The organism is Mycobacteroides salmoniphilum (assembly GCF_004924335.1).
GTDB lineage: Bacteria > Actinomycetota > Actinomycetes > Mycobacteriales > Mycobacteriaceae > Mycobacterium > Mycobacterium salmoniphilum.
The window spans coordinates 4,354,907-4,377,616 of record NZ_CP024633.1; the positions used below are offsets into that span (position 1 = coordinate 4,354,907).

Annotated in this window: 20 protein-coding genes; 11 read left to right on the forward strand and 9 right to left on the reverse strand. The window is 63.8% G+C overall.

All coding sequences use genetic code 11. The features are described 5' to 3' along the window. Positions 1 to 59: 59 nt before the first annotated feature. The 6 genes from DSM43276_RS21540 to DSM43276_RS21565 all read left to right on the forward strand — a co-directional run bounded on the left by DSM43276_RS21540 (position 60) and on the right by DSM43276_RS21565 (position 8,148). Positions 60 to 1,418, forward strand: a complete 1,359-nt coding sequence (locus DSM43276_RS21540) for a 3-oxoacyl-ACP reductase (protein WP_078328358.1) — start codon at positions 60 to 62, stop codon at positions 1,416 to 1,418. Position 1,419: 1 nt separating this feature from the next. Then, complete coding sequence (locus DSM43276_RS21545; protein ID WP_078328359.1) at positions 1,420 to 2,265, forward strand: MaoC/PaaZ C-terminal domain-containing protein; 846 nt, start codon at positions 1,420 to 1,422, stop codon at positions 2,263 to 2,265. Positions 2,266 to 2,505: 240 nt separating this feature from the next. Beyond that, on the forward strand, positions 2,506 to 4,380 hold the full coding sequence (locus tag DSM43276_RS21550; RefSeq protein WP_078328360.1) for a hypothetical protein: 1,875 nt from the start codon (positions 2,506 to 2,508) through the stop codon (positions 4,378 to 4,380). Positions 4,381 to 4,573: 193 nt separating this feature from the next. Then, positions 4,574 to 5,140: a TIGR03086 family metal-binding protein gene (locus tag DSM43276_RS21555; protein ID WP_078328361.1), complete on the forward strand. Its 567-nt coding sequence runs from the start codon at positions 4,574 to 4,576 to the stop codon at positions 5,138 to 5,140. A 98-nt stretch (positions 5,141 to 5,238) separates the two neighbouring features. Further along, entirely contained in the window at positions 5,239 to 6,357 is a 1,119-nt protein-coding gene (locus DSM43276_RS21560; RefSeq protein WP_078328576.1) for a sulfate ABC transporter substrate-binding protein, read from the forward strand. Beyond that, positions 6,358 to 8,148, forward strand: a complete 1,791-nt coding sequence (locus DSM43276_RS21565; protein WP_078328362.1) for a SulP family inorganic anion transporter — start codon at positions 6,358 to 6,360, stop codon at positions 8,146 to 8,148. Between the two features lie 3 nt (positions 8,149 to 8,151). On the opposite strand, the gene DSM43276_RS21570 is transcribed toward DSM43276_RS21565, so the two are convergent. Then, positions 8,152 to 8,769: a TetR/AcrR family transcriptional regulator gene (locus DSM43276_RS21570; protein ID WP_078328363.1), complete on the reverse strand. Its 618-nt coding sequence runs from the start codon at positions 8,767 to 8,769 to the stop codon at positions 8,152 to 8,154. A gap of 186 nt (positions 8,770 to 8,955) precedes the next feature. Between DSM43276_RS21570 and DSM43276_RS21575 the strand changes: the two genes are divergently transcribed. Next, positions 8,956 to 9,843, forward strand: coding sequence for a TerC family protein (locus DSM43276_RS21575; protein WP_078328577.1), 888 nt, complete (start codon positions 8,956 to 8,958; stop codon positions 9,841 to 9,843). Here DSM43276_RS21575 and DSM43276_RS21580 read toward each other — a convergent pair. Together DSM43276_RS21580 and DSM43276_RS21585 are read right to left on the reverse strand one after the other, a co-directional pair. Next, a complete protein-coding gene (locus DSM43276_RS21580) occupies positions 9,840 to 11,135 on the reverse strand; it encodes a cytochrome P450 (RefSeq protein WP_234802960.1) in 1,296 nt (431 codons plus the stop codon). The genes DSM43276_RS21575 and DSM43276_RS21580 overlap by 4 nt on opposite strands. Before the next feature lie 6 nt (positions 11,136 to 11,141). Further along, complete coding sequence (locus DSM43276_RS21585) at positions 11,142 to 12,032, reverse strand: metal-dependent hydrolase (protein ID WP_078328364.1); 891 nt, start codon at positions 12,030 to 12,032, stop codon at positions 11,142 to 11,144. Between the two features lie 80 nt (positions 12,033 to 12,112). On the opposite strand from DSM43276_RS21585, the gene DSM43276_RS21590 reads away from it, so the two are divergent. Continuing rightward, positions 12,113 to 12,853, forward strand: a complete 741-nt coding sequence (locus DSM43276_RS21590; RefSeq protein WP_078328365.1) for a MerR family transcriptional regulator — start codon at positions 12,113 to 12,115, stop codon at positions 12,851 to 12,853. 2 nt (positions 12,854 to 12,855) lie between these two features. On the opposite strand, the gene DSM43276_RS21595 is transcribed toward DSM43276_RS21590, so the two are convergent. The 3 genes from DSM43276_RS21595 to DSM43276_RS21605 all read right to left on the reverse strand — a co-directional run bounded on the left by DSM43276_RS21595 (position 12,856) and on the right by DSM43276_RS21605 (position 15,570). Further along, positions 12,856 to 13,218 (reverse strand): YciI family protein, encoded by a 363-nt coding sequence (locus DSM43276_RS21595; RefSeq protein ID WP_078328366.1) that lies wholly within the window; start codon positions 13,216 to 13,218, stop codon positions 12,856 to 12,858. A 1-nt stretch (position 13,219) separates the two neighbouring features. Next, positions 13,220 to 13,576, reverse strand: a complete 357-nt coding sequence (locus DSM43276_RS21600; protein ID WP_078328367.1) for a YciI family protein — start codon at positions 13,574 to 13,576, stop codon at positions 13,220 to 13,222. A gap of 143 nt (positions 13,577 to 13,719) precedes the next feature. After that, a complete protein-coding gene (locus tag DSM43276_RS21605) occupies positions 13,720 to 15,570 on the reverse strand; it encodes a fatty acyl-AMP ligase (RefSeq protein WP_078328368.1) in 1,851 nt (616 codons plus the stop codon). A gap of 349 nt (positions 15,571 to 15,919) precedes the next feature. On the opposite strand from DSM43276_RS21605, the gene DSM43276_RS21610 reads away from it, so the two are divergent. Further along, on the forward strand, positions 15,920 to 17,260 hold the full coding sequence (locus DSM43276_RS21610) for a cytochrome P450 (RefSeq protein ID WP_078328369.1): 1,341 nt from the start codon (positions 15,920 to 15,922) through the stop codon (positions 17,258 to 17,260). 58 nt (positions 17,261 to 17,318) lie between these two features. Next, positions 17,319 to 18,608: a cytochrome P450 gene (locus DSM43276_RS21615; protein ID WP_078328370.1), complete on the forward strand. Its 1,290-nt coding sequence runs from the start codon at positions 17,319 to 17,321 to the stop codon at positions 18,606 to 18,608. Here DSM43276_RS21615 and DSM43276_RS21620 read toward each other — a convergent pair. Continuing rightward, positions 18,605 to 19,729 (reverse strand): glycoside hydrolase family 3 N-terminal domain-containing protein, encoded by a 1,125-nt coding sequence (locus DSM43276_RS21620; protein WP_078328371.1) that lies wholly within the window; start codon positions 19,727 to 19,729, stop codon positions 18,605 to 18,607. The genes DSM43276_RS21615 and DSM43276_RS21620 overlap by 4 nt on opposite strands. A 158-nt stretch (positions 19,730 to 19,887) precedes the next feature. On the opposite strand from DSM43276_RS21620, the gene DSM43276_RS21625 reads away from it, so the two are divergent. Further along, complete coding sequence (locus DSM43276_RS21625; RefSeq protein ID WP_078328372.1) at positions 19,888 to 20,691, forward strand: alpha/beta hydrolase; 804 nt, start codon at positions 19,888 to 19,890, stop codon at positions 20,689 to 20,691. Here DSM43276_RS21625 and DSM43276_RS21630 read toward each other — a convergent pair. After that, complete coding sequence (locus DSM43276_RS21630; RefSeq protein WP_078328373.1) at positions 20,688 to 21,905, reverse strand: RNA polymerase sigma factor; 1,218 nt, start codon at positions 21,903 to 21,905, stop codon at positions 20,688 to 20,690. The two genes, DSM43276_RS21625 and DSM43276_RS21630, sit on opposite strands and share 4 nt — an antisense overlap. Before the next feature lie 44 nt (positions 21,906 to 21,949). Beyond that, positions 21,950 to 22,588 carry an LppU/SCO3897 family protein gene (locus DSM43276_RS21635; RefSeq protein ID WP_136629145.1) on the reverse strand — a complete coding sequence of 213 codons (639 nt, stop codon included), beginning with the start codon at positions 22,586 to 22,588 and terminating at the stop codon, positions 21,950 to 21,952. Between the last annotated feature and the right edge of the window lie 122 nt (positions 22,589 to 22,710).

Here is a 22,710-nt window from a genome sequence, read left to right on the forward strand (position 1 = left end):
TAGACCAATAGACCAACCACTTCGGACGACCACTCGCTCAACCACTAAGGAAACGGCACATGTCCCCCAAGCTCACCGACGACCTCTATGCGCTACTGGTCAACTCCGGGCCCGGCAACCTGCTCGCCGGGCGACTGGGTATCCCGCAGCCCGAGAATCTGCGCCGCTACAAGAAGGGCCAGCCCGCGCTGGCCGGGCCCGTGCTGATCGGTGGCGAGGGCCGCCTCGCCGAGCCATTGCGCGCCGCCCTGGCCGATGACTATGACCTGGTCTCCAACAACCTCGGCGGTCGCTGGGCCGACAAGTTCGGTGCCCTGGTCTTCGATGCCACCGGAATCACCACCCCGGTCGAGCTCAAGGGCCTGCACGAGTTCTTCACCCCGCTGCTGCGCAATGTCGGCAAGTCGGGCCGCCTGCTGGTCATCGGCACCACCCCGGACAAGGCCGCCACCACCGATGAGCGCATCGCCCAGCGCGCCCTCGAAGGTTTCACCCGCTCGCTGGCCAAGGAGTTCGGCAACGGCGCCACCGTGCAGCTGGTGTACGTGCACCCCGACGCCAAGACCGCCGCCACCGGCCTGGAGTCCACTGTCCGCTTCATCCTGTCGGCCAAGTCCACCTACGTGGACGGCCAGGTGTTCTACGTGGGCGCCGACGACTCCACCCCGCCCGCCGACTGGGACAAGCCGCTGGCCGGCAAGGTCGCCATCGTCACCGGTGCTGCCCGCGGTATCGGTGAGACCATCGCCGAGGTGTTCGCCCGTGACGGCGCCGCCGTCGTCGCGATCGACATGCCGTCGGACGATCTGACCGCTGTCGCACAGAAGGTTGGCGGAACGTCGTTGGCGCTGGACGTCACCGCGGCCGACGCCGTCGACCAGATCACCGCGCACCTCAAGGAGCACCACGGCGGCAAGGCGGACATCCTGGTCAACAACGCCGGCATCACCCGCGACAAGCTGCTGGCCAACATGGACGACGGCCGCTGGGACTCCGTCATCGCCGTGAACCTGCTTGCACCGCAGCGCCTTACCGAAGGGCTGATCGAGAACGGGACCATTGGAGACGGCGGACGCATCGTCGGTCTGGCCTCCATCGCCGGCATCGCCGGTAACCGCGGCCAGACCAACTACGGCGCCACCAAGGCCGGCATGATCGGTATCACCCAGGCGCTGGCCCCGTCGCTGGCGGAGAAGGGCATCACCATCAACGCCGTCGCGCCGGGCTTCATCGAGACCAAGATGACCGCGGCCATCCCGCTGGCCAACCGTGAGGTGGGCCGCCGCATCAACTCGCTGAACCAGGGTGGCGAGCCGGTGGACGTCGCCGAGACCATCGCCTACTTCGCCAGCCCGGCTTCGAATGCGGTGACCGGCAACGTGGTTCGGGTCTGCGGCCAGTCCTGGCTGGGGGCCTGACATGCCTCAGCCCTCCGGCCTTCGCAACATGGCCATGGCCGCGGTCGGTGCGCTGCCGTTCATCCCACGCCCGACCACCCTGCCCAGCAGGGTGGTCCGGACACACGGCGTGCGGATCGACCCTGCGCACGTCTCCGCCTACGCCAAGGTGACCGGCTTGAGTTTCACCGACAAGGTGCCGGTGACATATCCGTTCGCGCTGCAGTTTCCCTCGGTGATGGAGTTGGTGACGGGATTCGATTTCCCCTTCCCGGCCATCGGCACCGTGCACCTGGAGAACCACATCACCCAGCACCGCGCCATCACAGCGACCGACACCGTCGATATCGAGGTGCGCACGGAGAACCTGCGCGAGCATCGCAAGGGCCTGCTGGTGGATGTGCTGACCGACATCACCATCGGCACCGACACTGTCTGGCAGCAGACCATGACGTTCCTGCGTCAGCAGCGCACCAGCCTGTCCGACGGGGTCAAGCCGGAACCGCCGAAGGCCGTCAAGCTGCCGCCGCCGAACTCGACGCTGCGCATCAGCGGCGGGCAGATCCGTCGGTACGCATCGGTGGGCGGAGACCACAACCCGATCCACACCTCGTCGATCGGCGCCAAGGCGCTGGGCTTCCCGAAGGCCATTGCTCACGGAATGTTCACCGCCGCAGCAGTTCTCGGAAATATTCAGGGCGAGATCCCCGACGCCGTGCGCTACGACGTCAAGTTCGGCAAGCCGATCCTGCTGCCCGCCTCGGTGGGCGTGTGGATCGCGAAGGATGGCAACGGCTGGGATATCGCCGTCCGCAATCCGAAGAAGGGTGACCCGCACCTGAACGGGACCATCACCCCGCTCCGATAGGCACCGCGTAAGGGCCCGCGACCGGCATTCCGGTCGCGGGCCTGTGCATGTCCGGGCGGAAGGACACGGGTAAGTGCCCGGCTATGAGCGACAGACCGAACCCTGACGAATACATTTCGCTTCTATGAGGGCCCACCCGTGCAGTACGCTCACGACGGGTGGCACAGGCGGTTCCTATCAACTTCAGAGGACCTACCGCCCGCCGCCTTCCAAACCTTGGCGCTCGGGGGAGTAAACACGGTGCGATCGACGCTTCGGCTGTTTAAGGCATTCCCTGTCGCATCCCATGCCGGCGAACTCGACCCTGCCCTGGCCAGTCGGACAGTTCCGCGCGGATTTGTCATCGCCCCGGCGGTGTCCGCGGCGTGCAAAGACACTGCATGCCTCATCGCTGACATCGATGCGATGTATGGGCGCAACTCCGATCAACTGAACTCAACGTTTCACAAGTCGTTCGCAAAGGTGCGAGACGCGAACATTCAGCGGCTGATCTTCGAGCAGATCATTCACTACCTGACTACCTACGGCGCAGAAGCAATCGGCGCTTACGACCAAGAATCCGTGTTCATCCCTGCTGAACAGCTAAGTGCTCCCGAGTTGGCCGCAGGCGTCAGACTCGTCACCATCCGCGGAATGACCACGGAGGAGCTCAAGGACGCGCTGCTCCGACTCCTCGGCGCGGGTGTCGCATTATCCAAGGAAACCATCGCCGACGCCATCGACGTCGCCAGGTTCACCGGATTTTCTGCCAAAGACATTGCGGGTACAAGAAATAAGGAAGCTCGGGCAGCCCTGTACGACCAGTTGGGCATAGTTCCCGAGCACCCCGACGAGTTCGTCCGGTTCCTCATCTTTCAATCCACCGAATCCGCACTCGTGATCAAAAGCGCTGAGGTAATAGACGCACTCAGAGGCCGAAACAACGACGATCTAGTCTGCTACTTCGATGAGTACGACAGGGCGGTAGGTCTAGAGAAGCTCGCATCAGTCTTTTATCGTTTCAAGCCAATCTTCTTGGCCCTGCGTACCAATCCCGAGCTGAAGATCCGGGTCAATCGCCTCCGTCGGCTAGCAGTAACGCATCACAAGCCGCTGCCCGAGGACCTGCTCAACTCGGTGACCGCGCACCTTAAGAACGATCGCATGCCGAGTTCCGCGGCATTCTGCGCGGCACTGGACGCCGCAAGCGTGTTTCGAAACATCCGGCTTGCGTACGCCCTGAAGTTTCGCACCACCGATGCCGATTCCGTTTTGTATCGCGTCCGCAACGGGAAGAGCTATGCCACCGAATTCTCCTTCCCCAACAAGGAAGCTGCTCGGTCCGTATACGAACAGGTGCTGGCCAGCATTGTGGAAAGCATCCGACCGAACATCGCCGGCAGATCGTTCTTCATTCCAGAAGACATCAAGTACGGCCTGCCTGCCACCGAAAAACATTTCACCGGAACCATTCCCAGCGGCTCCTACGTAGAACTAGACACCGACATGGTGGCGGGCGTCCATTGGGAAAACCTGCCCGACTATCGCGTGGATTTGGACTTGTCGATCACCGACGCGACGGGCAAGTACGGCTGGGACGGCTCCTACCGTTCAGACGGCCACGATATTCAGTTCTCCGGTGACATCACCGATGCCCCGCCACCGATGGGAGCCACGGAAACTTTTCGCGTCGGGTCAGCCGCACGCGGGGCCTGGCTGATGAATCTGAACTTCTACAACTACGCGGACAGCCTCTCGGTGCCGTTCAAGATCGTCATCGGGCGAGCGGGAATCATCACTGACCACTACACTGTCGACCCTAATAAGGTTGTAGCACAGATCAATTCGAGTATCGACATAAGACAGAAGGCTCTGGGGTTGCTCGTCTGCGACGAGAAACGACGCCGGTTCTACTTCGCGGAGTCCGGATTCCAAAACCGCATCAGCGCGCGTAGCACCCAGGCGACGGAGTACGCGCGCAGATATCTCTTCAACTACTACACAGACTCCATCGTCCTGAACCATGTCCTAGCGGCCGCAGGGGCGCAGTTCGCATGCGTCCCTGAGGATGCGGACGTCGACCTGTCACCAGAACGGATCGACAAGTCCACATTCTTGACACTGCTAGCGACCTGACGTTGTCCGATGAGGGTGCAGCGTGGGTGCTCAGTCTTGAGCGACAAGCGCAGGTAGGCCAGGCGTTGTCGCTCAGAGGCGGGCACTAAGCACACGCCTTGGGAACGTTCCCACTCCACACGATGAGTTGTCGGATGCCGCGAGGTCTCTTCGTCAGAGAGGTAGAGACCCCCTCTGGATATAGGAGCCCATCATGACCGCAGTACTCAGCCCCCTGGAGACCGTCGCCAGCGCCCGCGCCGCCCTGCATGAGGTCGTCAGCCGCCTCACCGCGGCGGACAACGGCAAGCAGACACCCAACGCCAAGTTCACCATCGCCCTACTCACCGAACATCTGCAGAACTCCATCAAGCTGCTCGGCGACGCCGCAGGTGTCGACATCGACATCGCCACCGAGGGTTCCGTGGCCGACCGCATCCTGCCGCCGTCGCAGGCGGCCGTCGACGCCTGGCAACAGCGCGGAACGGACGGAATGGTGACCCTGCCGATCGGCGAGTTTCCCGCCGAGGTCGCCGTGCGCATTCTTGGCTCGGAGTTCCTGGTCCACGCCTGGGATTACGCCGTCTCCACCGGTCAGGAGTTCGACCCGAGGGAAGAACTCACCGACAGCGTGCTGGAATCGGCACGCATGATCATCCAGCCAGAGCGGCGCGACGGCGATTTCTTCGCCGACGAGGTGTCCGTCTCGGACGACGCCCCGAACCTGGTGAAGCTCATCGCCTTCACCGGACGTAATCCCGGATGGTCACCGGCAAGCTAACCGGAGTAATACTCACGCTGATCTCGACGGCTGTACTTCGCCGAATCGATCGTTACGATCGCACGTCACTTGCCTGCAGCAAATTCGAGGAGTACGTCGTGTCAGCGGACGAGGCCCACCAAGAAACACCGCCTGTCGAGTGGCGGGCGCTGCTGCGACAGCTCCCCCTGTTGAACATCCTCGGCGTGGTCGCCGTCCTCGTGGCGGCGACTCTGGTGGTGGTCAAGAATCTCCCCGACCACAGCACTGATCAGCTGCTCAACGTTTCCTACGACCCGACGCGTGAGCTCTACAACGTCCTCGACGGGACCTTCACCAAGCACTACAAGGACAAGACCGGCAAGACGATCGAGATCAAGCGCACCAACGGCGGATCGGGACGGCAGGCCCGCAGTGTCCTGGACGGCAGTCAGCGCGCCGACGTGGTGTCGCTGGCATCCGTCAGCGACGTGGACACGCTGAGCCTGCGCGGACTGATCGCCCCCAACTGGCGTCAACGGCTGCCCAACAACTCCATCCCGTACACCTCGACGATCGTGTTCGTCGTCCGCAAGGGCAACCCGCACGGCATCCACGACTGGCCCGACCTCGCCCAGGAGAACGTCGCCGTCATCACGCCGAACCCCCGCACCTCCGGGAACGGTCAGCTCTCCGTGCTCGCGGCATGGGGCTCGGTGGTGACGCGCGGCGGGACCGAGGCAGACGCGCGCGCCTATCTCGCGTCACTGTTCCGGAACGTCGCCGCGCTCGACAGCGGAGCACGCGGCGCCACCAACACGTTCTCGGTTCAACGACTCGGCGACGTGCATCTGACGTGGGAGAACGAGGCGATCAACGAGGTCGACGCCAACAAGGGTGAACTCGAGATCGTCTATCCGCCGGTGAGCATCCGCGCCGAACCCGCGGTCGCCTGGGTGGACGCCAACCTGAACGACCCCAAGCGGACCGCGATTGCCAAGGCGTACCTGGAGTACCTCTTCACCGACGAGGCGCAGGAAGTCGCCGCACAGCGCGGCTACCGTCCGATCAAGCCCGAAATCCTTGCCCGCCACAGCAATACACTGCCCGAAATCAACCTGTTCCCCATCACCGCGATCGCGTCCAGTTGGGACGACGCACGGCAGAAGTTCTTCTCGGACAACGGAATCTACGAGACCATCCCCCGCACCACCAACCGGGGCACCACCACCTTCGCCTCCGACAGACAAGGACGCTAGATGCCGTCGGCACTGCGAGTATTCGAGAATTACGACGCCATCAAAGCCCGTCGCGACATCATCGCCGGTCTGACGGTGGCGGCGATATCACTGCCCCAGGCCATGGCCTACGCGCTCATCGCCGGGGTCGATCCGAAATACGGTGTCTACTCCGCGATCGTCGTCGCGGCCATCGCATCGATCTTCGGGTCCTCATCGCATCTGATCAATGGACCCACCAGCGCCATCTCACTGCTGGTGTTCAGCTCGCTGGCATTCCTGGATCCGGAGAACCGAACCGGACTGTTCGAGGCACTGTTCCTGCTGGGCGTGCTGGTCGGTGCGATTCAGATCCTCATCGCCGTCTTCAAGCTCGGCGACCTCACCCGGTACATCTCCGAATCCGTCGTCATCGGATTCATGGCAAGCGCCGCACTCCTGCTGGCCATCGGCCAGCTGGCCAACGTTATCGGCGTGCGCGACAAGGGAGATGGGCATATGCAGGTGCTGCAACGCGCCTGGCTCACCCTGTTTCACGGCGATGCCGTGAACTACCGCGCAGTGATCTTGAGCGGCTCGGCGGTGGTGTTGGCCGTACTCCTGCGCCGGTTGGTCCAGCGCTATGGCCTGCCACAGATCGACATGCTGCTGGTGCTTATCGTCACGGCCGTCATCGCCTACGCGTACGGCTGGTCGGTACCGGATGGCACGGGACATACCGACGTGAAGATCTCGGGCAAGATCCCCGCCAGCCTTCCGGAGTTCCACATTCCCGAGGTCCAGGTGAGCACGCTGGGCGAGCTGTCGCACGGCGCGTTGGCCATTGCGTTCATCGGCCTGATCGAGGCGTTGTCGATAGCCAAGGCCATCGCTCATCACACCGGGCAGCAGATCGACTACAACCGCCAGATCCTCGCCGAGGGTCTGGCCAACCTGGCCGGCGGCTTCTTCCAGAGCCTGCCCGGCTCGGGTTCGTTGTCCCGGTCGGCGATCAACTACCAGTCCGGTGCGGCGACAAGGTTCTCCGGAATCGTCAGCGCCGCAACCGTAACCATCGCGCTCTTGCTATTCGCTCCACTACTCCGATACATCCCGCAGGCGGCGCTGGCGGGTCTGCTGCTGGTCACGGCGGTGCGACTGGTGGACTTCCGGCGGCTCGCGTACGCGGTGAAGGCGTCGAGGTATGACGCCGGGCTGGTCATCATCACGGCGGTGGTCGGTGTGGCCGTGGACCTGGATACCGCGGTGCTGGTGGGTGTGGTGCTCTCGATCCTGTTGTTCGTACCGCGTGCGGCCAAGCTCAAGGCCGCCGAGCTCATCGTCACCGACGAGGGTGTCATCCGCGAGCGGACCCCCCAGGACAGCTCAGACGACACCGGCAGTCCGGTCCGCAGGTCTTCCCCCGTCATCTACGACCTCGAAGGGGAGCTGTTCTTCGGTGCGGCACCCGAACTCGACCGCTACCTCGACGCGCTCCACGCGAGGATCCGCGACGAGAATCTGAAGGTCGTGATCCTGAGGCTGAAGCGGGTGCGTCACCCCGACGTGGTCTGCATCGAACGTCTCGAACACTTCATCAAGGAGCAGCAGGGGCTCGGCGTGACCGTCCTACTCGCCGGGGTGCGCCCGGATTCGCTTGCGCTGCTGCAGAACATCGGATTCACCCAATGGCTCCCGGCCGAGCAGGTGTTCCCGGAGGAGGACCGGGAATTCTCGGCGACGCTACGCGCTGTTCGGTACGCGCAGAACCGATTGGATGAAACACCGTCGGCCCCGACGACTCACCAGGACAAGCTCTACTACCTGGTGTGACGGCTAGGCGCGTTTGGCCACCGGCTCATCACGAGGACGGCCACGCAGACCACGCCAACCGAGGTTGAGCAGCGTGTCCTTCGCGCTCTCGACCTTGATATCGCCGGTCGCCACCCGGGACGCTACGGCCTCGCCACCGCCGACGAGAGCGACGGCCATGGCGTCGTAGTCGGTCTCGGGGTCGATCTCCGGCGAAGCAGCCTTGATCAGACGCGCCACCAGTTCGATGATCCGGTCACGCCCCTCGCGTACCTGTTTGGCGAACAGCTGCGTGCTGGTGGCCTGTCCGTAAATCACGATCCAGGACGCCCGGTGGGTGTCGACGTAGTTGAGAAACGATACGACGGTGGTGCTCAACACGTCTCGTGGCGATTTCGTCAGGTCGATATCGCCGCGCACCGCCTCGACGAACCTGCCGAGTTCGCGGCGAAGACACGCCACGAAGAGGTCTTCCTTGGAGCCGTAGTACAGATAGAGCATCGGCTTGGAAATCTTGGCCGCCGCGGCGATGGCGTCCATCGAGGTGTCCCGGAAGCCGTTGAGCGCGAACTCCTCCACAGCGGCATCCAGCATCTGCTGCTCCCGAACAGCACGGGGCAGCCGCTTGGTACCACCGGCCATGGCTGCCTCCGAGGTTGGGACGTCAACGCGAACTTACTCCAGAGTAAGCTACTGGTTGGTTCGACTATTGCATACCGTCCCGCTACCGCGCGCTGGGACCGCTGAAATGGAGTGTTTTTGTCTCCGCCTCCAGCCTAGCGCGCAAACGCCACCTTCCAGATACCCCCGCCCCGTACCATGCGCGGCGTGGACTTCACCCTTGCGCTGACCCCCGACCTGGTGGCCGTCTTCCTCACTCTGTTCGTGCTGGAAGTGGTGCTGGGCATCGATAACGTCATCTTCATCTCGATCCTCGCCAGCAAGCTGCCCAGCGCCCAGCAGGCCAGGGCACGCAATCTGGGGCTGACCCTCGCGATGGTCATGCGCGTCGGATTGGTGTTCTTGGCCGGCTGGATCATCACCCTCAAAGAGGAGGTTCTCGAACTTTTCGGCAATGGGTTCTCGATCAAGGACTTCATTCTGATCGCCGGTGGACTGTTCCTGGTCTACAAGGCGGTTCACGAGATACATCTCAAACTCGAAGGCACCGGAGAGGAAAGCGAATCATCCTCGGGCGTCACAACATTTAGGTCCGTGCTGGTGCAGATCCTGCTGCTGGATCTGGTGTTCTCGCTTGACTCGGTGATCACCGCCGTGGGCATGACGAGCAACATGCTCGTCATCGTCACCGTGGTCGTTCTTTCCTTCGCGATCATGCTCTTCGCATCCCGCTTCGTCTTCGCGTTCGTCAACCGGCATCCAACGGTCAAGATGCTCGCGCTGTCCTTCCTGCTGCTCATCGGGGTGTTCCTCATCGCCGACGGCTTCGGCATCAAGATCGACAAGGCGATGATCTATGGTCCGATGGCCTTCGCCATCCTCGTCGAGGCCCTCAACCTTGTGGCTGCGGCACGGAAGGCCAGGCAGGACAATACGGCTCATCTGCCCGTTGCCCTGCGGCCCACCTACCCCGGAGTCGACGAGTCGGTGGCGATCGCCGCGGCGACATCGACGAGCCCGGACGCCGGCTCGGTCGGCCTGTCCCGAAAGCCGGTGGACGGCAAGGGTGGCGATATCCGCGCCGGCCTCGGCTAGCGCGGCGCGAGCCGAACTCGAAGCTCCTCCAGACCGCGCAGTGAGCTGTTCGTGGTCCAGCGGGGTGTCCCGTCAATTTCGATCCGATCGACACGGGTGACCAGCTCACGCAAGACCGCCTGCCCCTCCATACGGGCCAACCCCGCACCGAGGCACAGGTGTATCCCCGATCCGAAGGCCACATGCTGACTGACCGGACGGGCAGCGAGGAACCGGTCCGGATCATCGAATGCGCGCGGATCGCGGTTGGCCGCGCCCCACAACAGCGCCACCCTCGCTCCAGCCGGAATCACCATGTCACCGACGACGTAATCCTGTGCGGCCGTGCGATAGAAGTTCTGGATCGGTGACGAATACCGCAACTGTTCCTCCACCGCTCCCGCGATAAGCTGCGGGTCGGATCTGATGAGCTCGAACTGATCCGGGTTTTCCGACATCGTCAAAAACATGGTGCTCAATAGGTTGGTGGTGGTCTCGTTGCCTGCCAGCAAGAGCAGTAGTGCGAAGTAGAACAGCTCGTCGTGGCTGATCTCCCCCTCGCCGGCATCCGCGACAAGCTTGCCCAGCACGGTGTCCGATCCCAACAGATTTCCCTCGCCCAGCTGGGTCAGGAAGTAGTCGTGCAGGTGCCGCACCCCATTGAGAGTCCCCGGAACCTGCCGCAGACCCTTGGCACTGAACTCCACGTTCGCGACGCGTATTGACTCGTTGGACCAGTGCCGAAAGAACGCCTCATCTTCCGGCGGAATGCCCAAGATGTGCGCGATCATCCGCATGGGCAGCGGAACCGCCAGGTGCTCAACGACATCCGCGCCCTGGCTCGCCAACATCCCCGTCAGCAGCTCGGACGTCAATTGACTCACCATCGGCGCCCATCCCTCCAGCGCGCCTCGGGTGAATCCGGGCAGCGCCTTGCGGCGCAGTTCGGTATGCCGGGGACGATCCATGTTCAACAGCACAGGAACGTCGAATCGGGCCCGCACCACACCATCCCGGTTGGACAGCAGCGCGTCGTTGCGCGCTGCTGAGCGCACGTCCTCGTATTGGCACAGGATGAAAATGTTGCGCTTGCGGTTGTAGTGCACCCGGCTACCTGCCAGCAGCTCACGGTATCCCGGGTACGGATCGGCCGCTGTCGACGGATCCATCGGGTCGAAGTCGGTCTCCTGCACTTCTGCGAACCGGCGGCCGGACACCTTTGCCCGAAGCTCGGTCCCCGCATTGGTAAGCAGGGAACGCACCACGGGTTTGGTGGTCGTATAGACCAGCCGGGCATCGTGTTTGAGTGTCATGACGCGCTACTTCAGGTGCCCGACGAGTTCACCCTCGGCACCGAACAACCGGTCCTGCCACTGCGTCATCAGTGCGGTGGTATCGATGTCGTCGGGATGAAATCCCTTGCGCTTGTATGGTTTCATCGCGGAATAGAAACCGCGGAATAGCGGTCCCCTCACCATTCGCGCCGTCTCGCGGAGCACACGAATCGGCCGGCGCCGGGCCGCCTCGTCGGTTGTCGCAATGGACACCCAGCTGCCCAGCACGATGAACGGCAGCGCGATATTGGACAGCAGGTGCATCATGCCGATGCGCATACGCTCGGAGCCTCCGACGGCCTGGTACACATCGAACGCCACTGATTTGTGTTCAAGCTCCTCGATCGCATGCCAGTTCAGCAGGTTCTTGATCTCCGGGTCCGACATCATGATCTGCAGCTCGGGACGGCCCAGCACATGCTCGGCAAGCACTGCGGTGAAGTGTTCGGCACCGGCGGTAAAAGCCAGTAAGAGATGCCGCACCAGCCGCAGCCGATCGGGGTCCGGAAACTGCGTATCGAGGAAGTCCTCCGTGCGCTCGGTGCTGTCCAGTAAGAAGTCGAACCAGGCTGTGGGATAACCCATCTCGGAAAGCTGCTCGTTGAGCTCGCGGTGGTGCAGTCCGTGCGTCATCTCCTGGCCGATGAAGCCCGCCACCCGCTTCTTGAGGTCCGGATCGGTGATCTTGTCGCGGTACCGGCGCACCGACCGCACGAAGATGTCCTCACCCGGAGGGAACACGGCCGACAGGAAGGCCACGGCATGGCTGAACACCATGTCATCGTTCGCGAAGTACCGCTTCGCGGACTCCGACTCATCGAACCGGAAGGCAATCCGCCGGGTCTTCGGGTAGCTCGTCTGGGCAGTGACGGTCATGGGAATCCTCTCCGTTGACGTTCCAGACTTAAACGTAACGGACATTTCCGTAACGGACAATGGGGTAATCTTTAACCCTGATGGACCTGACGATCGACCAACTGGCACAGCGGGTGGCCATGACCGCGCGCAACATCCGTGAGTGGCAGACGCTTGGGCTGGTGCCCCCGCCGGAAAGACGCGGCCGCGTCGGCATCTACTCCGATGACCACATAGCGATCATCAACCACGTCAAAAATCTTAAATCCCAGGGCTTTCCACTGGACGTCATCCGTCGGGTCATCGATTCCGGCGGCGGTTCGGAGGACAGCGTCCGCAAGATGGTTACCGAGGCCCTCAGCCCCTTCGCGACGGGCGAGCCGGTGATCCTCCCCCGCGCCGAGCTGGTCCAGCGTCTCGGCGAGGCAGCCGACACCGCACTTGCCGAGGCGGGACTGCTCACCGACGTCGATACCCAGACGGTCTCGGTGCGAGACGCCGAGACCCTCGATGCGATCCAGCTCCTGGTGACCGCCGGCATGTCCCTGACTCGCATATCGGAGACTCTCCGCGAGGTCGATCGGCTCCAGCACCAGATCGCCCAATTACTCCTGGGCGCCTACGTGGCGGACGTGTGGCAACCGTTCGCGGAATCCGGCTATACCTCCACCGATTGGGCAACCATCGCCGACAATGCCTCGCGGGCAAAGCAATTGACTGTCACGCTGGCCTCCCGGCTGCTGGCCCGCGCCCTGGACGACACCGTCGATCCCATTCTCTTGCAGCAGGCGGACGAAGCCGAAGCGGTGCTAAGGAGTACCCGCCCGGCCTCGTCGGCCTGATCTCAGTCGACCTCGCCGCAGCCCCGGTCCAGACCACGTACCTCGATGGGACACCACACCGCGCGGGACACCTCTGCGGCCCACTGCTGGGCCTCGGCCAGAGTTGGCACGTCGATGATGCTGAAGCCGCCGAGCTGTTCCTTGGTCTCGGTGTAGGGACCGTCGGTGGCGGTATGCCCGGAGGCGTTGGCGGTCACCATGGTCGCGGTATCTGCGGGCCGCAGTCCGGCCGCGAACAGCCACACCCCCGCCTCCTGCATGCGCCGGGTGACTGCCTGCACGTCGGCGCCGATGGTTTCCAGCGCGGCGTCGTCCGGCCGCACCGCCTCAGGCGGGTAGACGATCGAGAGCAGATAGCGGCTCATCTCACGCCTCCTCATCCTGGAAGGGGCGCACCTCGACGGGCTCCTCGCACGCCGCCGACCCCTCGGCCGCCCACCTCAGCGCCGCGTCGAGGTCGGGCGCGTTGATGATCCAGAAGCCGCCGAGGTGTTCCTTGGTTTCCAGGTAGGGGCCGTCGGTGGTGGTGACCTTGCCCTCCACACTGCGGACCACCGTCGCATCCGATGGTTCGGTCAGCCCATTGGCGAAGACCCAGACACCGGCCTCCTTCATCTTCTCGTTGAGCACGCCGGTCTGCGCGTAGAGCCGCTGCACATCCTCGTCACTCCAATCGGCCGCGTTCTCCGCGTAACTGTGAACCGAGAGTAAGTACTGCTTCATGGCCGTCTCTTCCTATCCGTGTGTGGCGATCGGGCGCCCGTCCGGCTTCCCTTCAACCACACCACGAATAGACCTCCCCCGAATCGACACCTCATCGAAAAATCGGCAAGAAATCGCGAGAGATCGTGCTTCGAGCCCCCGCCCTAGGAGGTGCGCGTTCCGAGTTTGTTGTCGAGGTACTCCTGGCGGCAGGCCCGGCGCGCGATCTTTCCGCTGCTGGTGCGTGGGACCGCGCCGGCCTGAACCAGTTGCACGTCGGTGACCGGCAGTGTGTGCCGGCGGGAGACCGCGGCCCGGATCGCATCGACGATGGGGCCAGGTTCAGCCCGTCCGGCTCCAGGGGCCCGTTCGGCGACGATGACCAATCTCTCGCCGGTGCCATCACCCGCATCGATGCCCACGGGCAGTTCGTTGGCGGGCACCGAGAACGCAGCCACGAAGCCACGTCGCACCCCCGACGAAGACTCTTCGACGGTGGCCTCGATGTCGTGCGGGTAGTGATTGCGGCCGTCCACGATCACCAGATCTTTGACCCGCCCGGTGATGTACAGCTCACCATCGACATAGACGCCAAGATCCCCGGTGCGGAACCAGAGGGTGTCCGGTTCGGTACCGGCGGCGTGGCTGCCCTCATCCAGGCGTGCCTGCAACGTGTTACGGAACGAGTGGCTGGTCTCCTCGGGCCGGCCCCAGTACCCACGACCGATGTTGTTGCCGTGTAACCAGATCTCACCGACCTGCCCGTCGGGCAGTTCCGCCTCGGCGCCGGGGTTGACGACGACCGCCCACTGGCTGCGGGCGATCTGCCCACAGGACACCTGTGGCACCGCGTTCTCATGAGTGGCATCCACCCGGGTCGCGTGCCCGGCGCCCAGCTGCTCACGATCCATGTAGATGACAGAAGGCTCTGCCTCCGGGGCGATGGAGGAGACGAACAGCGTCGCCTCGGCCATGCCGTAGGAGGGCTTGATTGCGTTGGACGGCAGACCATACGGACCGAAGGCCGCGTTGAACTTCCGGATCGAGGCGATGCTGACCGGCTCGGAACCATTGATCAGCCCCGCCACCTTGCTCAGGTCCAGAGCTTCGCCGTCCTTCGGCAGGCCGCGCTCGGCGGCGAGCTCGAAGGCGAAGTTGGGGGCTGCACCAAAGGTGCGACCCACGTGAGATGCGGCCGCGAGTTCTTTGATCCAGCGGCCGGGCCGACGCACGAACGACATCGGGGACATCAGCGTCATCCGGCCTCCGCAGAGCGGGAACATGAGCATGAGCAGACCCATGTCGTGATAGAGCGGCAGCCAACTCGCTCCCCGGACATCGACATCCAGGCCCACCGAGATGACCATCTGCAGCACGTTGGTCATCACCGCCCGATGGGTGATCTCCACACCGGCAGGCACTCGCGTCGAACCCGATGTGTACTGCAAGTAAGCGATGTCATCGGTACTCGGAGTCACCCTGGCATAGGTCGCGCCCACTGAATTCGGCACACCGTCCACGGCAAGTACCCGAGGGCGACGCTCGCGCGGCAGTTTCCGGACGAAGCTGCTGACGGATTCGGCGGCCGCTTCGTTGGTCAGTACGACAGTCGGTTGGGCGTCGGCAAGCACCGCGTCGAGCCGTTCGGCGTGTCCGGGAAGTTCCGGGGCGAAGAGGGGCACCGCGATGTTTCCGGCCTCGATGGCGGCGAAGAAGCCGATGACGTAGTCAAGACCCTGGGGCGCCAGGATCGCGACCCGATCTCCCGGCGTGGTCACCTGCTGAAGCCGCGCCGCGACGGCGCGGGAACGCGCACGAAGCTGTGGCCAGTTCAGATCGGACGGTTCGCCGTCCGGGTCGCTGCTGAAGTCCACATAGCGATAGGCAAATGTGTCGTGCTCGCCGTCGACAGCGTTCTCGAGATAATGGTTAACGGTGTAGCCATCCGGTAACGAGATGGCGCCCGTCTCGTCCAGGTACTCCTCGACACGCAACCCTGTCACCAGCGCACTCATCCCAACCTCCGCGTAGCCGTAACCACGACGGCCGGACGACGAGTAGCGATGAATAACCCATCACGCTTTGCTACGGTCCCGACCGAACGTAGATGGTACGTGACGTACCAGTAGCAAACGGTACTCGAAGTCCCACTAGGACGCCGTGTCTAAAAAGACCTGAGAGCTCATTGTTCACTGTGTGCTTTGACACCCCAGTGTAGCGATGTGACGGGTACGACCGACGCAGGGCGGGCCTGGCCTGTCGCCCGCTCTCGAACCCGTGAGAATCCCGAAATTTTTCGGCATTCCCTTCCCGCCGGGCCGCTATTAGACTCGTGACAAATAGCATCCAGCGTTGGAGGCAGATATGCGGGCCAGAAATCGGGTCAAGTACTGGTCGCGGTGGGTGACGATGCACGGCATCAGCCGCGTTGGGCTGCTCACGCAGGTCCGCAAGATGCCCTTGGCGGCACTGTTCCTCAGCCCGGACCGGGCCGACAATCACTACCGGTACATCGAACAGATCCGCTCGGTCGGCCCGATCGCTCCGGCGCGCGCCACCGGCCTGGTCTTCACCGGCCTGGCGCAGACACGCGAAATCTTGCGGGACCACCGATTCATCACGTTGGCGCCCAACAACATTCCCTCGCCCGTTCTCCCCCAGGCGCTCAGCCGGTGGATCTTCGAGAAGACCGAGCCCGGTCTGCCCAACCCGGTGGAGCCCCCCGCCATGCTGGCCGTCGATCCGCCCGAACACACCCGGTTCCGCAAGCTGGTATCCAAGGCGTTCACGCCCCGCGCGGTGAGCAAGTTGGAAGACCGCGTCCGCGAGGTGACACTCGAGCTGCTCGAGAACCTGGAACGCAAAGAGCGCGCCGATCTGCTCGACGACTACGCGTCCCAACTACCGGTGGCGATCATCGCCGAGATGCTCGGCGTGCCGCGCGCCGACGCTCCCTTCCTTCTTCAATGGGGCAATCACGGAGCGGCGCTCTTGGACATCGGCATGACCTGGTCGGCGTACCGAGACGCCACCCAGGCACTCATGGAGATCGACCGCTACTTCGACGCACACCTGATCCGGTTGCGCAGCGAGCTCGCGCAGGACCCCACCCTGGACGGCATCCTGGCCAGCATCGTGCGCGACGGCGATCTGGACGACCGCGAGCTCAAGGCCACCATGGCTCTGCTACTCGGCGCCGGATTCGAGACCACGGTCAACCTCATCGGGAACGGCATCGTGGCACTGCTGCGTCACTCCGAGCAGCTGGACTATCTGCGAGAGAATCCGGAAGGGTGGTCGAACGCCGTCGAGGAGGTCCTACGTTACGACTCCCCCGTGCAGGTCACCGGCCGAGTAGCCACCGAAACCGTCGAATTCGAAGGACACACACTGCCTGCCGGCTCCATGGCGGTACTACTCCTCGGTGGCGCCAACCGCGACCCGGCCGTTTTCGATGAGCCCGATGTTTTCGACGTGAGCCGCGCCAACGCACGCGAGCACGTGGCGTTCGGCAGCGGAATCCATGTCTGCCTGGGTGCGAGCCTGGCCCGGATGGAGGGAGTGGTGGCGTTGCAGTCGCTCTTCGAACGCTTCCCCGAGCTCGCCCTGTCCGCCGATCCCACCCCCGGCAAGCATGTCAACCTGCATGGCTTCGGAAGCCTGCCGGTGAACCTCGGCCGTGCCCGGGTGCGGGCCAGCAGTTAATCTCGAGGCTGCTTGGTGTCCGCTTGGCATCGAGCGGGCCGACACGGGGATCGGACGGATGCACGACCGGATCAAACAACGCACCCATTGGGCCGTGACGCACGGGATAGCCCGTGCGTACTTGAAAGTGCTTGCCCGCCGGGGTGAACCCGTCGCGCAGTTGGGAATCGACACCGCCCAGGCCGCTGGCATCTACGGCATCATCGACACAATCCGTGGCCGCGGAAGGATGTCGCAGTCCGGAGGTGGCTGGATCACCGCGGACGCGCAGATCGTCCGAACAATCTTCCGCGACAACCGGTTCGTCACCTTCAAGCCCGAGCACCGGTCCGCATCGCCCATCATCAAGCGCCTGACCGCATGGAGCGACCCACAACTGCTCAATCCCGCCGAGCCACCATCCATCCTGATCACCGATCCACCGGATCACGGGCGGCTGCGACGTCTTGTCGCCGCCCCGTTCACTCCGCGCGCCATCGAATCTCTCCGCGGACGCATCCAGGAGGTGACCAACGGCCACCTGGATGAGCTGGAACAGCGTCCTCACCCGGATCTGATCGCCGATTTCACCGCGAAAATCCCCATCGCCGTGATCGGTGAGATGATCGCCGTCCCTGCGCAGGACTACTCGCTCCTGTACGTGGCAATGAATCGCGCGATCCAACTGATCGCCACCACTGCACCGTCTTGGCGCCAATACCAGGACGGCACAACGGCTTTACGGGAGATAGATGAGTACCTCGAGAAGCATGTCGCCCGGCTTCGCCGTGAGGGAACCACAAGCGAACTAGCCACAGGCCTTCTCGAGAGTGACCTGAGCCATGTCGAGCTCAAGATGTTCTTCGCGGTGTTCCTGGGCGCGGGATTCGTCACCACCACGCACCTGATGGGTAAGGCGATCGTCACACTGCTGCGCCACCCGGCGCAGCTGGCGGCGCTACACGCCGATCCGAGTCTGTGGCCCAATGCCGTCGAGGAACTCATGCGCTACGACACCTCGAACCAGTGGTCGGCTCGCGTTGCCACCGAGACGGTCGAGATCGAGGGGCACACCATCGAGGCGGGCCAGTCGGCGCTGCTGCTACTCGGCGGGGCGAACCGCGACCCTGCCGCGTTCGAGAATCCGGACATCTTTGACATCACCCGTCCCAATGCACGCGAGAACATGACGCTGGGCACCGGAATTCATGTGTGCCTGGGCCAGGTGCTGGCACGCGTCGAGCTGCACATCGCCTTGCAATCGCTCTTCGAACGCTTCCCGCGGTTGGCGCTGGCCGGCGAACCGGAGTACTTCGACGGGATGGGTATTCACGGGCTGCGCACCCTGCCCGTGACGCTGGGGCATTAGCCGCAGGCGCGAACGCCCTTGAACGCCAGCACCCGGCGCACCGAGGCATTGATCGCGTCACCGTTCAATTCACCTGCGTTGTAGGCCGATTCGAGGCGGTCGAGAACAGAGCCAACCTTTTCGGTGCTCACCCAGAGCGCCCAGTCGATACCCGCCCTGATCGACTTGAGCACCGCCTCCTCGATCGGGAAGCGGTCGGTGATGGCAGCCATCGAGGACAAGTCATCGGTGAAGATCACGCCGTCATAGGCCGGCGCTCCGTAACCGGTTCCCTTGCGCAGCAAGTCGACTGCGGCAGGGCTCAGGCTGGCCGGGTCGTCGCCGGTGAGTCCGGGCACCTGCATGTGGCCGATCATCACGGCGGCACCGCTGGTCACCAGCGTGCGGTACGGCACCAAATCGTTGTCCTGCAGCTGCTCCAGCGGCGGGGTCACCACACCGTTGGTGTGCGAATCGCCCGAGGCGTGGCCATGACCCGGGAAGTGCTTGACCACGGCACCCACGCCGCCGGCCTGATATCCCCGCACGGCGGCCTCGGCGTACTCGGCGACCTTTTGCGGATCGCCGCTGTACGAACGGTCTCCGATGGCGCCATCGGGGTCGCCATCGGTCACATCGGCATCGGGGGCGAAGTCGATGGTGATGCCGAGATCCTTCATCTTCTGAGCGCGTTCCTGGCTGAGCGCCTGCACCTGTTCGGGAGTCTGGGTGGCGGACAGCTCCCGGGCGGACGGAGCCGGACCGATGAGGTCCTTCAGACGCGACACCCGGCCGCCCTCCTCGTCGACGCTCACCGCGGCCGGGATCGGACCGGCGGTGACCACGTCGTGCAGGGAGCCGTCGGTCAGCATCTCTTTCTTGGTCCAGCTGCCGACGAAAATGCCACCGACGTGGTGATCACGCACCAGCGCACGGGCGTCGTCGGAGTCCTTGACGCCCACCATGAGTAGCTGTGCCAACCTGTCGCGGGTGCTCAGACAGGCCAGATCGCCCGCGGGCGCCGCGGTGACGGGCGTCTTCGGTGCGGGCGTAGCGGACTCCTTCGCGGGCTCCGACGCGTTGCCGCCACAGGCAGACAGCGCCACCACAACGAGACCGGTCAGTACTACCCCTGCACGCATTCTCATGAGGCCATGGTGTCATGCGCCGGTATTCACACTCTCCGCCAGCTCATCTGAGGATTCTCGGTGGAGTCACCAGCCTTCACGTAAGTTGTACATACATGCGTATCCAGAATCATGCGTGACTCACCTACAGAAAAGCCCCCGAGAGGCCTTCCATGAGCACAGCGAGAACACCCGTCGTCTTTGTCCACGGCCTGTGGCTGCACTCGACGAGCTGGGAGCTCTGGGCCGATCGTTTCAGTGCGGCGGGATTCGATCCGATACTCGCCGAATGGCCCGGGGTCCCAGCCACTCTCACCGCCGCCCGACAGCAGCCGGAAGCGCAAGCGGGCGTCGGCCTAGCGGAGATATCGGCACATCACGCGGCCCTGATCAAGACTCTGCCGGTCAAACCCATCCTCGTCGGTCACTCAGTGGGCGGTTTCATCGTTCAGCACCTACTCGGCCAGGACCTCGGATCCGCGGCAGTCGCCATCTGCCCAGGGCAAATCAAAGGCGTGAAAGCAATCGGACCGGCACAGGCCCGATCGACCATCGCCTTCCTGAGTGACCCGCGAAACCTGCATCGCGCGGTGTCACTGGACCAGAAACAGTTCCGGTACGCGTTCGCCAATGCGGTATCTCAGGAAGAGTCGGACTCACTGTTCGAGCGTTGGGCGATTCCGAGCCCGGCGCGGCCACTGTTCCAGCTCGCGCTCGGCAACTTCACGCCGAATTCCGCTGCAGCCGTCAACACACGGAACAACCAGCGCGGGCCGCTGCTGCTGATGTCCGGGAAGCTGGACCATACGGTCCCCGATGTCCTGACACGCTCCACGTTCAAGCAGTACCGGAAATCGAGCGCCGATACCGAGTACCTCCCGTACACCGATCGCGGGCATTCACTCATCGTGGACAGCGGAGCAGCACAGCTCATCGATGACTCACTTGCCTGGCTGGACCGTAAGGACATCGCCTAATCCAGCCGGGCCAGGCGGTCACCGAGGTACCCGCGGAACACCTCGTTGTCCGTGAGTGCCAACGCTTTTCGGTAGGCGTCCGCGGCTTCCCGATTTCGACTGAGTCTGGTGAGCAGATCGGCGCGCGCGGCATGCAGCGGGTAGTAGGCATCAAGATCCTGCCGCAGCGGCTCGATGGCATCCAGCCCGGCCTGCGCGCCGTCGCGTTCACCAACGGCCACTCCACGATTGAGGGCGACGACGGCGTGGGGGGTGAACACCGCCAGCTGGTCATACAGCGCGACGATCTGACCCCAATCGGTAAGCGCTGCCGAGGGTGCGTCGTCATGGACGGCATTGATGGCGGCCTGGATCTGATACGGGCCCGGGGCGTTGCGCCGCAGACAGCGTCGCACCAATTGATGTCCCTCGTCGATCATCGCGTGGTTCCACCGAGTGCGGTCCTGATCGGCGAGCAGCACGAGCGCACCGCCGGTATCGGTACGGGCGGGCCGTCGGGCCTCGGTAAGCAGCACCAATGCCAACAGTCCCACTGCCTCGGGTTCATCGGGCATGAGATCGGCGAGCACGCGCGCCAGCCTGATCGCCTCGGTGGACAAATCCGTGCGCGTGAGTGTGGCGCCTGAGGAGGCCGCGTAACCCTCGTTGTAGACGAGGTAGAGCGCGGCCAGCACCGACGACAGCCGATCCGGCAGATCGTGATCCCCGGGCACTCGGTACGGAATGCCCGCCGACGCGATCTTCTTCTTGGCGCGCGTGATGCGCGCGGCCATGGTCGATTCGGAGACCAAATACGCGTTGGCGATCTCGGGCGTGGTGAGTCCGCCGAGCAACCGCAGCGTCAGTGCGACCTGCGCCTCGGGGGACAGCGCCGGGTGGCAGCAGGTGAAGATGAGCCGCAGGCGATCGTCCTGCACCGGACCCACCTCCTGCGGTTCCGGCTGTTCCTCTTCGAGAGCCGTTGCCTCCTGGGACAGTTCGTCGCGCCGCCGGTCGCGCCGCAATTTGTCGATGCCGCGGTTGCGTGCCGTGGTGGTGATCCACGCACCGGGATTGGGCGGTATGCCATCCTGCGGCCATTTCGCGATGGCGACCTCGAAGGCCTCCTGCACGGCCTCCTCGGCGAGATCGATGCTGCCGAAGTAGCGGATCAAAGTCGCCACGGTGCGGCCGTACTCCTCGCGGAAGATCGTGCGTATCTCGTCGTGCGCCACGGGTCAATGGTGCCGCAGCTGCGGTCACCGCACTGTTCCGGTGGCTACGCCGCCGGTGTGGCGTGGGTAGGGGCTAGGCAGTAGATCCAGCTGGGCTGGGGGTAGTCGATGTATTTTTTGACCTCCGGTGGGCATTGGGCTGCGTCGGTGCTGTTCTCGAGGCGCTGGGCGACTTTGTAGCCCGCCGGGTCGGTGCATTCGGTGGTTTCGATGAAGCTGTGTGCGTCGATGGGCAGCCGGTAGCAGTGCCCGGTTACAAGATTGCTTGCCAGGCATAGTTTTTCGGTGGTGCTGTCGTGAAGTGTCCAGGTGTACTCGCTATAGGAGGTGCCGGGGCAGGCCTGGCCTGGCGCGGGTTTGGCGCCGACGGTGTAGCTGATGTCCTTAGCGCAGTCAGTGTGGCTGATGTCGAATTTTTCGCCCTTGGTAGGCCCGAAGGTGACGCAGTCCCCGACGGCGTAGGTGGCGACTTCATGACGGGCATCCGCATCGGCCCGGTGTTCTTGGCGTTTCTCGGCGGTCGCAAGTTTTCCGACGATGAGCAGGATCGCGCCCGCTACCACGATGGCGGTTCGCACTTTCGGGTTGCGCCACCATTTCGGCTTAGGGGCCGTTGTTGGCACCACCGGCGCCGGGGGCGTGCCAGCGGCAGCGGTCGGGGCCGTGTTCTGTTCCTCAGACATCCGGACAAGCCTTTCTAGGGTGGCGAGTTACGAGGTTTCCTTGAACGGGGCGCAGCGATGGCAACCTTTGGCGCGACCCACCGGCATCGCCGGAGAACCATTGATCGTGCGATCTTGAGTCT